The organism is Ensifer sp., assembly GCF_035999135.1.
GTDB lineage: Bacteria > Pseudomonadota > Alphaproteobacteria > Rhizobiales > Rhizobiaceae > Ensifer.
Map to the genome: position 1 here is coordinate 1 of NZ_DASYGZ010000027.1, position 9,791 is coordinate 9,791.

Sequence of the window (9,791 nt, forward strand, 5' to 3'; positions counted from 1 at the left end):
GACCTCAACGCCAACTCGTTCCAGCACCAGCCCTATCTCGACAACCAGATCGCCGATCGCGGCTTCGAGATCGTCAGCGTCGGCACCACCATCACCACGCCGATGGGTGTCTATTCGCAGAAGGTGAAGAGCCTCGACGAAATCAAGGACGGCGCGACGATCGCCATCCCGAACGACCCGACCAATGGCGGCCGCGCGCTGCTCGTTCTCGCTTCCAAGGGCCTGATCAAGGTCAAGGAAGAAGCGGGCCTGAAGGTGACCCCGTCCGACATCACCGAAAACCCGAAGAACATCACCTTTGCCGAGCTTGACGCCGCCCAGCTGCCGCGCTCGCTGCAGGACGTTGATGCCGCCGTCATCAACACCAACTACGCGATGGAAGCCGGCCTGCATCCGAAGAAGGACGCGATCGCCATCGAAGGCGAGAAGTCGCCCTATGCCAACGTCATTGCCGTGCGCAAGGCCGACAAGGACGCGCCGTGGGTGAAGACGCTGGTCGAATCCTACCACGACGAAAAGGTGAAGGCGTTCATCAACGACACCTTCAAGGGCGCGCTGATCCCGAGCTGGTAAGCGTCTCTGTCGAAGAGAAACACGGACCGCGCGCTGCAATTGCGGCGCGCGGTTTTTCTTTGACCGCAAGGCGCGCTTGGCTATCCTCCTGACGCTTCGAGGAGGACGAACCATGGTCTTGAAAGGCGGATGTCTCTGCGGTGCAATCCGGTATGAGCTGAACAGTGAGCCTCTCTTTTCCGGTTTCTGCCATTGCCGCGATTGCCAGCGCACGACCGGAACCGGCCATTGCTGCTATATGATCTTCGAGCGGGCGGATGTGACGTTGTCGGGCACCGGCCGCGGTTACGAGACGCGCGCCGAAAACGGCAATCCCTCGATCCGGTACTTTTGCGAGACCTGCGGCAGCCAGGTCTATGGCTCCGGTCCGCCTGATGATCCGCGTGTGTCGATCTATGCCGGCACGCTCGACGACCCCTCGGTGTTCCAGCCGACTGACGCGATCTTCACCCGCAGCCGCCATGAATGGGACCGCAGCGCGCTGGCGCTTGACGAATGCGAGGCGTTGCCGGGCTGACTGCGTTCGCGAGTGAAACCGCCCCTCACCCTAACCCTCTCCCCGCAAGCGGGGCGAGGGGACGTGCCACGCTGCGGTGCTCTCTGTGCCCGGGGACCGCCTGCAAGTCGCAGCCGAAAGCTGGAGTTAGCTTTGTGGGCAGGGGCGGGTGCCGCAAGTCCCTGCCGGCAGGCGGATGAGGGGCAAATTCTTCGGAAGCCGCATTAGCTTCCGAGGTGGCGTTCGCCGCGCTTTTTGGCAAGGTCGATCTGCTTCTGGCGCTGGCGGTAGCGCTCGCGGTCCTCGTCGGTGCGGACCTCGTGGCAGTGGATGCAGGAGACGCCGTCCTCGTGGTGCGGCGAGGCGAGGTCGGCCGTTGTCAGCGGCTGGCGGCAGGCGTGGCAGAGGGTGTGCTCGCCTTCTTCGAGGCCATGGGTGACCGAGACGCGATCGTCGAAGACGAAGCAGGCGCCTTCCCACAGGCTCTCTTCCTGCGGAACTTCCTCGAGGTATTTCAGGATGCCGCCCTTGAGGTGGAACACTTCGTCGAAACCCTGCTCCTTCATGAAGGCGGTCGCCTTCTCGCAGCGGATGCCGCCGGTGCAGTACATGGCGATCTTCGGCTTGTTGTGCAGGCCGGTATGATTGCGCACCCAGTCCGGGAACTCGCGGAAGGTCTTGGTCTGCGGATCGACCGCGCCCTTGAAGATGCCGATCGCCGTTTCATAGTCGTTGCGCGTATCGATGACGATCGTATCGGGATCGGAAATCAGCGTGTTCCAGTCCTTCGCCTCGACATAGGTGCCGACGATCCGGTTGGGGTCGATGTTCTCGACGCCCATGGTGACGATTTCCTTTTTCAGCCGGACCTTCATGCGCAGGAAGGGCATGGAGGAGGCGCGGCTTTCCTTGTGCTCGAGCGCGCCAAGCTCCGGCTGTGCCCGCAGAAACGCAAGCACGGCCGCGATGCCGGCGTCTGTTCCGGCGATCGTGCCGTTGATGCCTTCATGGGCCAGAAGCAGCGTGCCCTTGACGCCGTTTTCGTCGCAGACGGCCTGCAGCGGTTCGCGGAAATCGGCGAAGCGCTGAAAGCGTGCGAAATGATAGAGCGCGGCGACCAGAAACTGGCCGTGGGTCTCACCATGGGTCTCAGGGCGCGAGGTCGAGGAAATGTCGGTCATGGCCGCTGCAAATACAGCTTTCGCGCCGCAAGCGCAATCTCAGCGGCAACGCGAGTGCGGATCTGTCGCGCTTGACGGCCGGCAGGGCCGGGCTTTGCCTCAGCGCGCGGCGTCGAGCCAGAGCAAGCGGATCGTCCTGCTTTCATCGTCGGGCTCTTCCTGGAAGACGAGGGCGGCCAGATCGAGCGCGTCCTTGCGCAGGCTTCCCTGGCGGTCGATGACGGCGGCGATCAGGTGCGCCTGGTCCTGGCTGTTGCCGGCAAGGCCCGGGTCCTCGTTGATCAGCTGGGTCATGACCGCGAGGTCGTTGAGATGGCCAAGCGTGTCGACCAGGGCCTTTGCTTCCGTGCGCTTGGCCTGCATGGCCGAGGGCCAGACCGCGCGCATCAGGCCGAGATGCATGCGGTAGTCCTGCGACCGCTTGCGCAGTTCATGGAAAGCTGCCGCCTCTGCGGTCGCGTCGCACGCCTGCCTGGCGCGCTTGGCACGCTTCAGCGTGCGCCGCCATCCCTTCGTCAGCCGGTCTGCGGTCCTGCGGCGTCGGTCGTCGAATGTCACGTGGCTCAGGGCCTGCAGCGCCTGCTCGCAGCGCACGATGGTGCCGGCCACGCGATCCTCGATGTCGGTCGCGCTTTCCGCGATACGGTCGCGCCGTGTCGTCAGCCGCTCGCAGACATGGGTGAGCGCCCTTTCTTCGTCCTCGTTGCACGCGGCCGCCTTGAGGTAATGGGCGTTTTCGACGAGCGCCGCGGCGTCGCGCATGGTCGAAAGACTGCGGGCCATGTCGCGAATGCGTCCGTTTTCCTGTTTCTGAAACAGCGGTGCATCGGCCGCAACGAGCTGGTAGAGCGCGCGCAGGCGCTTGAAATTCTTGCGGGCGTCGTGGATCGCCTCGTGCACGCCGTCGCGCTGCTCCTCAAGCGTCGTGACCGCCTGGCTGAGCTGTTCGGCGGCGATCGCACGGAAGTCCTCTGAGAAAGGCCGTCCGGGCTGGAAGGCGTAGGTCATGATTGCGGTTCCATCAGTCCTTCGATGGCGAGAGACTGGTTGGAATAGCGCCGGTCGCCGGTGATCTCGCGGCCGATCCAGTGGGGCAGCGCCGGCAGGTCCGTCTCCCGCTTCATCTCCACTTCGGCAACGACAAGCCCTTTCAACGCCCCGTCGTAGACATCCACCTCCCAGGTGAAGCCCTTGTAGGGAACGCGATACCGTCGCTTCTCGATGACGATGCCGACCGCCTGCGTCAGCATTTCGCGGGCGTCGTCCATCGGCAGGTCGTACTCATATTCGTTTCTGACGAGTGCCGACTTGCCGATCTTGATGGTGAGGCGCGCCCATTTGTTGCCGTGGATGCGCACGCGCAGCGAGCGGTCGTCCATGGTGACGACATAGGCTTGCCTGAGGTCTATGCCCCGGTCCGCCTGTTCCTTCCAGCCGTCGGAGGCGACCAGGAACTTGCGCTCTATTTCCTTCGCCATGGAATACCCGCCATTTCGAGAGGCTCGACCGCGATCAACCTATAGCTTTCCCGCGAAGGCTCAAGCCATCTGTCTGTTGCCGATGTTATTTTATACTTATCTTATATTCGGCGCGACTGTCTTGCAGCCGTCGGTCTCGACAAGTGCCGTCGAGCGGGGTATGCGGAGGCATATTCAATCGTTTTAAAAAGGACGATCGGCATGAGTGCGAAATCCGACAAGCTTCTTTCAACCCTCAAACTGGCGCCGGTCGTTCCGGTGCTGGTGATCGACGACGTGGCGACGGCCGTGCCTCTGGCGCGCGCGCTCGTTGCGGGCGGCTTGAAGGCGATCGAGATCACGCTGCGCACGCCGGCGGCACTCGAAGCGATCCGCGCCGTTGCCAACGAAGTCGAAGGTGCCGTCGCCGGCGCCGGCACGATCCTCAACGCCGCCCAGTTCGAGGCGGCGATCGAGGCCGGCTCGAAGTTCATCGTCAGCCCCGGCACGACCCAGGAACTGATCGATGTCGCCAACGACCACGACGTGCCCCTTCTGCCGGGTGCGGCAACGGCCAGCGAAGTCATGGGCCTGCGCGAAGAGGGCTATGACGTCATGAAGTTCTTCCCGGCCGAGCAGGCCGGCGGCGCCGCCTACCTGAAGTCGCTGTCCTCGCCGCTTGCCGGCACGCTGTTCTGCCCGACCGGCGGCATCTCGCTTTCCAATGCACGCGACTATCTGTCGCTGCCCAACGTCGTCTGCGTCGGCGGCTCCTGGGTCGCGCCGAAGGAACTGGTCGCCAAGGGCGACTGGGCCGGCATCACCAAGCTTGCGGCGGAAGCCTTCACGCTCAAGGGCTGAGACATCTCTTTCGACAGACGAAATCAGAGGCCGGACGCAAGTCCGGCCTTTTTGCGTTGGTCCTGCTGCTTTGGCGCGAATTTGTATTTTCCCTGCAACGTTCCTATGTCTCACTCCATTCGACGGCGGGCGCGCGGGCGGCGCACCCTTTCGTTTGCCTTCCTCCGCCTGGAACCGACTATCCAAACCGACAAGGAGCGAAACCCGATGTTCGACGCGAAGAAATTGCTGGACCAGTTTCTGGGATCGCAGGTGCCCGGCGCCGGCGGGTCGGTGCGCGATCGCGCGGGCCAGGTGACGCAGCTTGCCAAGGACAATCCGCTCGCGACCGGCGCCATTGCCGCGGTTCTGCTCGGCACGAAATCCGGACGCCAGCTGACGGGCAATGCGGCCGTTCTCGGCGGGCTTGCCGCGATCGCGGGTCTTGGCTACCAGGCCTACAAGAATTACCAGGCCGGCACGACGCCGGGCGGCGCGACGGTTGCCAAGGGCGAACCGGAGCTTCTGCCGCCGCCGGCCGATTCCGGCTTTGCCTCGGCACCCGAGGCCGTCAGCCACGACTTCGCGCTGACGCTGGTCCGGGCGATGATCGCCGCGTCCCGCGCCGACGGCCACATCGACGACGCCGAACGCCAGCACATCATGGACAAGCTGTCCGTCTCTGGCCTCTCGGCCGATGCTGCCGCGTTCCTGGAAGGCGAGCTTGCCAACCCTGTCGATATCGATGCGATCGTCGGTGCGGCGAAGACGGAGGAGGAGCGGGTGGAGGTCTACACCGCGTCGCGCCTGACGATCGAGCCGGAAACGCGGGCGGAGCGCGGTTATCTCGACCTGCTCGCCGGCCGCCTCGGCCTCCCGGACGCACTGGTCGACCATATCGAGGCGACGGTTTCGGCGGCCAAGGTGCCGGCCACGGCCTGACAGCCCTCAGGGCGCTCATGGGTTCATCACCAGTTTGAATTTGTGTCGGCCGCTCGTCTCCTGCATGTTTCCCTGGACCTGTCGGGTTAAGGGCAAAACATGTGAAGAGGGGAGCGGCCAATGCGTGATCTGAACGACTGGAAGGGATGCCCGGCGCCGAAGGGCGTCGCGCTCGAAGGGCGGTTCGTCAAGCTCGAGCCCTATGAGCGCGAGCGGCATCTGCAGGACCTCTGGGACGGCCTCGGGGGTATGGCGATCAATCCGCTGCTGAAGTATTTCGCGCAGCCGGACTTTTCAGGCATCGAGGACTTCGACGCCTGGCTGACGGCGGCGCAACAGAAGTCGAGCTGGGTCACCGAGGTCTTCCGCGACCAGGCAACCGGCATCGTCGTCGGTATGGCCAACTACATGCGCCCCGATCCGGCCAATGGCGTCGTCGAGGTCGGCTCCGTGGCGCACGGCGCCGCGATGGCGCGTTCGCCGCTTTCGACCGAGGTCCACTACCTGATGGCAAAACATGTCTTTGAGGATCTGGGCTACCGTCGTTACGAATGGAAGTGCAACAGCGAGAACATGGCCAGCCGTCAGACGGCGGCGCGCCTCGGTTTCACCTTCGAGGGCATTTTCCGGCAGCACATGATTTCCAAGGGCGGCAACCGCGACACGGCCTGGTTCTCGATGATCGACAGCGAGTGGCCGCTGCTCAATGCCGCATTCGAAACCTGGCTCGCAGCTGATAATTTCGATGCAGATGGTCGCCAGAAGCGGCGACTTGAGGATATACGTGCGGAACTGGAGCATCAGGCGTCGAAGTAACGCCCGAAGCCCCTGCTGCGCCAGACAACGGTTAAGGGACCATGCAGACCAAGGAAAAGTCGCCGGCGATCGCCGCAGCAATCATTCTCGTCCTGGCGGGTCTCGGCTTCTTCGTGCTGCCGTCGATCATGCTGAAGCTTGGCGAGATCTCGCCCTGGCTTGCCGCGGCCTTCGGTGTGATCTTCGTGCTCGGCTTCTTCCTGCTGTTCTGGCTGAGGGCGCGTTATCAGCGCAAGCGCGGGCTCTGAGTCCGCTGCATCTGACCTTTGATCTTAGCGATTAATGGACAAGAACGTGCAGCAATTCAAAGTGCTACAGCGTCCTTTGCGCGTCCGACAGGGCGCGCGGCGCTGAGCGTCAGCTCTGCAGAGCCGCGCCGAGCAGGATCAATCCCAGAAGCAGTACGAGCAGCGCGCCCGCAATCTCGATGCCGTTGGAGATGCGGGCGGCCGACGCTGTGCTCGACGCATAACGCAGGGCGACGCCCTTGGCTGTCACCGCCATGGTCGCAAGGATCGAGACGGTGATCGCCGTGCCGATCGACATGGCAAGGACCGAGAGCACGCCGCCGAGATAAAGGCCGTTCAGCAGCGCGAAGGACAGCACGATCAGGGCGCCCGAGCAGGGGCGCAGGCCGACGGCGATGACCGCCGACCAGGCCTCGCGGAGCGCGAAACGATCGCCCTTGAGCATCGACGGGTCAGGCGCGTGTGCATGTCCGCAGCTGGCGCAAACTTCGCCGGGGCCATGGTGATGGGCGTGGCTGCCGTGGTCATGATGATGGTGCCCATGCGCATGGTGGCCATGCTCATGGTGACTGTGATCGTGGTGGTCGTGGACGTGGAGTGCGGGCGCACCGCCGGCCGGGGCAAGGGCAACGGCCGGACGCCACATCGAGCGCAACTTGCGCAGAAGCAGCCAGCCGCCGAAGGCGGCGATCAGCGCGTAGCTGGCGATTTCCAGCGAGCGGGTCGCATCGGTCATGCTGATCGAGGTGCCGCGCAGGATGAGATAGACGGCGCCGATCAAAAGGATCGCGACGACGCCCTGCAGGATCGAGGACAGAAACGAGAGCATGACGCCGCGCTTCAGTTCGGTCTCGTTGGCAATCATGTAGGACGAGATCACCGCCTTGCCGTGGCCGGGGCCGGCGGCATGCAGCACGCCATAGGTGAAGGAAAGACCGACCAGCGACCACAACTGCCAGGGGTTTTCGCGCATGCCCTTGAGTGCGTTGGTCATCAGCCGGTAGAAGCCCTGCTGCTCCATGTTCACCCAGGCAAAGAAGCCGCCGAGGAAGCCCTTGGTGCTGAAGGCCGGCTCTGCGGTGCCGATGCCGAGCGGCGACTGGGCGGCTGCAAGGGTTGCCGAGAGTGCGGTGACGACGAGTGCAGCTGTCACCAGGCGGCCGATCTTTCGGGCGTTCAGCATGTGACCTCTATCCGGGTTGCAAACAGCTTCGACATGTCCGTGCCGGTCGGATCGCTCCAGAAGGCATCGGTGAGCGTATCCTTGTTTTCGGCGAGAACTTCGTCCGGATCGGGGCGGACGACCTTGTGGGTGCAGGCACTGATCTTGTCACCGACGACGGTCAGGTCGTCGTCGGTCGCAAAATCCATCGCCGTATACATCGTCGGATCATAGACTCCGAAGGAGAGCTTGCCCTTGAGCGGCATCGGCTCGGCCGGCTTGACGGCGAACATCATCAAGAGCTGGCCGTCCTTGTAATCGACGGTGATATGGTCCGGTTTGTTGACCTTGATGGTTTTGCCGTTGTCGAAAATCGTCGTATAGTAATTGTACTCGGACAGCGATTCCAGCACCGTCTGGCCGACCTCCGCCAGTTCGTCTGGGTCGAGCGTCGCGTTCGAGTTCTTGTCGAAGTCGAGCACCACGCTTGATGAGAACAGCTCGTCGAAACGCCAGACGTTCCTGAGCTCGCTGATCTCGTCCTTGTCATCGGAAACCACCTCGAGCCGCGCTTCCGCGAAGATATGCGGATGGGCAAAAGCCAGGGTTGGCGCAAGCAAGGTGGCAAGGCCGGCCATGACGAGGCGGTTCAATCTCATGAGGCGGCAATCCTTTCGGTCGGGGCGCGGGCTCCCCTGCGATTCGTTTCCGGGAATGTACCGGAAATGGGACGGAATTGGGACTTTGCGCGGCAGCCGCGTAGGGGTTAGCGCGGCTTGCGGAACCAGGCGTGCAGGAAATCGACCAGGGTCCTCACCTTGGCCGGCAGATAGCGACGGTGCGGATAGATGGCATAGATGCCGCGGTCGCGCGGCAGGAAGTCGTCAAACAAGGTCACCAGTTCGCCGGATGCGATTTTCGGGCGGGCGATGAAATCCGGGATCACCGACACGCCGAGGCCGGAGACGGCGGCGCGCAGGGCCGCGAGCGGACTGTTGACCTCGATCGGGCCGCTGACCGGAACGGTGAAGGCGGATCCGTCCGGCTCGACGAAACGCCAGTTGGAATAGGAGCGGCCATTGGTGTCGAGAATGCAGGGCACCTTGGACAGATCCGTCGGGTGTTCGATCGGTCCGGCTTTTTCCAGGAACTCGGGTGCTGCGCAGATCAGCACCTGGAAATCATCAAGCTTGCGGGCGATCAGCGTCGAATCTTCGAGCCGCGTGATGCGGATGGCGACATCGAAGCCTTCCTCGACGAGATCGACGAAGCGGTCGTCCGAGATGATTTCGAGCGAGAGCTCCGGGTGCTGCTTGCCGAAGTCGACGAGCGACTGGCCGATGTCGGCGTCGACGAAGGTGCGGGGGGCGGTGATGCGCAGCCGTCCCTTCAGGTCCGAATTGTTGGCCCGCACGAGGTCGGCAAGGTTGTCGATCTCCTTCAGGATTTCCGAGGCTGTACGGTAGTAGGTGTGGCCGGCCTCGGTCAGCGAGAATTGCCGCGTCGTCCGGTTGAGCAGCAGCGCGCCGAGTTCGTCCTCGAGTTCGCGCACATATTTCGAAAGCAGCGCCTTCGACCGGCCGACGCGCCGCGCGGCGGCCGAGAACCCCTCGGCGTCCACGACGTCGATGAAAGCGCGGATGCGGGTGAGTGTATCCATGGCGGTCTTTCTTTCGTGCTCTCGAAGACGTCCCGGCGAATCGCTTGCGACCGCCTCTTTCCGCCCCGGTCTTGAAGGCGGTGGATTGTCCGTCGCTTGCGTCTGTTGCTCCGGCTTGAAGAGCAACGGCGGTCCAGGAGGATAGTTCCAGTTTTTCAATGCTTTAGATGGTGGTCAATTCGACGTCGATCGTTCAATTATTGTGAACATTCGCAGTTTTGCCCGGTTGAGAAAAAATTCAACCGCCCGCAAGAAAAAAACTCTTGATTACGACGGGCTTTTTTCTTACCTACGCCCTTGCCCAAAGTCGCACGTGCCTGTGGGTGTCCGCCGACCCTCGATTAGGTGAGGGTATCGGTAAGGTACCTGGAACTAACCCCTCCAGTCGCTATTCCGGCCAACCGGGAAATGCGAGG

12 protein-coding genes are annotated in these 9,791 nt (G+C 63.1%); 6 read left to right on the forward strand and 6 right to left on the reverse strand.

Translation table 11 applies throughout. The annotated features are described in order from the left end of the window. Both VGO12_RS02150 and VGO12_RS02155 read left to right on the forward strand, forming a co-directional pair. Positions 1-573: MetQ/NlpA family ABC transporter substrate-binding protein (locus tag VGO12_RS02150; protein WP_327511102.1), on the forward strand; the 573-nt coding region annotated here is incomplete at its 5' end. A gap of 112 nt (positions 574-685) precedes the next feature. Then, entirely contained in the window at positions 686-1,090 is a 405-nt protein-coding gene (locus VGO12_RS02155; protein ID WP_327511103.1) for a GFA family protein, read from the forward strand. A gap of 203 nt (positions 1,091-1,293) precedes the next feature. Here VGO12_RS02155 and VGO12_RS02160 read toward each other — a convergent pair whose 3' ends face one another. From VGO12_RS02160 to VGO12_RS02170, 3 genes are all read right to left on the reverse strand, one after another. Next, positions 1,294-2,250, reverse strand: a complete 957-nt coding sequence (locus VGO12_RS02160) for a rhodanese-related sulfurtransferase (RefSeq protein ID WP_327511104.1) — start codon at positions 2,248-2,250, stop codon at positions 1,294-1,296. Positions 2,251-2,349: 99 nt separating this feature from the next. Further along, a complete protein-coding gene (locus VGO12_RS02165; protein WP_327511105.1) occupies positions 2,350-3,258 on the reverse strand; it encodes a CHAD domain-containing protein in 909 nt (302 codons plus the stop codon). Further along, positions 3,255-3,728 (reverse strand): CYTH domain-containing protein, encoded by a 474-nt coding sequence (locus VGO12_RS02170; RefSeq protein ID WP_327511106.1) that lies wholly within the window; start codon positions 3,726-3,728, stop codon positions 3,255-3,257. The genes VGO12_RS02165 and VGO12_RS02170 overlap by 4 nt, the downstream gene beginning before the upstream one ends. Positions 3,729-3,929: 201 nt before the next feature. Here VGO12_RS02170 and VGO12_RS02175 point away from each other — a divergent pair, with 201 nt between their 5' ends. From VGO12_RS02175 to VGO12_RS02190, 4 genes are all read left to right on the forward strand, one after another. Beyond that, positions 3,930-4,568: a 2-dehydro-3-deoxy-phosphogluconate aldolase gene (locus VGO12_RS02175; RefSeq protein WP_327511107.1), complete on the forward strand. Its 639-nt coding sequence runs from the start codon at positions 3,930-3,932 to the stop codon at positions 4,566-4,568. 207 nt (positions 4,569-4,775) lie between these two features. Beyond that, the gene (locus VGO12_RS02180; protein ID WP_327511108.1) at positions 4,776-5,489 is read left to right on the forward strand and encodes a tellurite resistance TerB family protein; all 714 of its coding nucleotides are present in this window, start codon (positions 4,776-4,778) and stop codon (positions 5,487-5,489) included. Positions 5,490-5,609: 120 nt separating this feature from the next. Further along, the gene (locus tag VGO12_RS02185; protein WP_327511109.1) at positions 5,610-6,305 is read left to right on the forward strand and encodes a GNAT family protein; all 696 of its coding nucleotides are present in this window, start codon (positions 5,610-5,612) and stop codon (positions 6,303-6,305) included. Between the two features lie 41 nt (positions 6,306-6,346). Further along, entirely contained in the window at positions 6,347-6,553 is a 207-nt protein-coding gene (locus VGO12_RS02190) for a hypothetical protein (RefSeq protein WP_327511110.1), read from the forward strand. Between the two features lie 109 nt (positions 6,554-6,662). Here the strand turns inward: VGO12_RS02190 and VGO12_RS02195 are convergent, their stop codons facing one another. From VGO12_RS02195 to VGO12_RS02205, 3 genes are all read right to left on the reverse strand, one after another. Further along, the gene (locus VGO12_RS02195) at positions 6,663-7,736 is read right to left on the reverse strand and encodes a nickel/cobalt transporter (protein WP_327511111.1); all 1,074 of its coding nucleotides are present in this window, start codon (positions 7,734-7,736) and stop codon (positions 6,663-6,665) included. Beyond that, positions 7,730-8,374 carry a DUF1007 family protein gene (locus tag VGO12_RS02200; protein WP_327511112.1) on the reverse strand — a complete coding sequence of 215 codons (645 nt, stop codon included), beginning with the start codon at positions 8,372-8,374 and terminating at the stop codon, positions 7,730-7,732. Before VGO12_RS02200 ends, VGO12_RS02195 begins: the two co-directional genes overlap by 7 nt. 107 nt (positions 8,375-8,481) lie before the next feature. Next, positions 8,482-9,375, reverse strand: coding sequence for a LysR family transcriptional regulator (locus VGO12_RS02205; protein ID WP_327511113.1), 894 nt, complete (start codon positions 9,373-9,375; stop codon positions 8,482-8,484). Positions 9,376-9,791 lie beyond the last annotated feature (416 nt).

What these genes read in the sequence shown, in the direction of transcription:
- VGO12_RS02180 (WP_327511108.1), top strand. Translation starts at nt 4,776, where the DNA reads ATGTTCGACGCGAAGAAATTGCTGGACCAGTTTCTGGGATCGCAGGTG.
- VGO12_RS02195 (WP_327511111.1), bottom strand. Translation starts at nt 7,736, where the DNA reads ATGCTGAACGCCCGAAAGATCGGCCGCCTGGTGACAGCTGCACTCGTC.
- VGO12_RS02165 (WP_327511105.1), bottom strand. Translation starts at nt 3,258, where the DNA reads ATGACCTACGCCTTCCAGCCCGGACGGCCTTTCTCAGAGGACTTCCGT.
- VGO12_RS02205 (WP_327511113.1), bottom strand. Translation starts at nt 9,375, where the DNA reads ATGGATACACTCACCCGCATCCGCGCTTTCATCGACGTCGTGGACGCC.
- VGO12_RS02190 (WP_327511110.1), top strand. Translation starts at nt 6,347, where the DNA reads ATGCAGACCAAGGAAAAGTCGCCGGCGATCGCCGCAGCAATCATTCTC.
- VGO12_RS02185 (WP_327511109.1), top strand. Translation starts at nt 5,610, where the DNA reads ATGCGTGATCTGAACGACTGGAAGGGATGCCCGGCGCCGAAGGGCGTC.
- VGO12_RS02160 (WP_327511104.1), bottom strand. Translation starts at nt 2,250, where the DNA reads ATGACCGACATTTCCTCGACCTCGCGCCCTGAGACCCATGGTGAGACC.
- VGO12_RS02170 (WP_327511106.1), bottom strand. Translation starts at nt 3,728, where the DNA reads ATGGCGAAGGAAATAGAGCGCAAGTTCCTGGTCGCCTCCGACGGCTGG.
- VGO12_RS02175 (WP_327511107.1), top strand. Translation starts at nt 3,930, where the DNA reads ATGAGTGCGAAATCCGACAAGCTTCTTTCAACCCTCAAACTGGCGCCG.
- VGO12_RS02155 (WP_327511103.1), top strand. Translation starts at nt 686, where the DNA reads ATGGTCTTGAAAGGCGGATGTCTCTGCGGTGCAATCCGGTATGAGCTG.
- VGO12_RS02200 (WP_327511112.1), bottom strand. Translation starts at nt 8,374, where the DNA reads ATGAGATTGAACCGCCTCGTCATGGCCGGCCTTGCCACCTTGCTTGCG.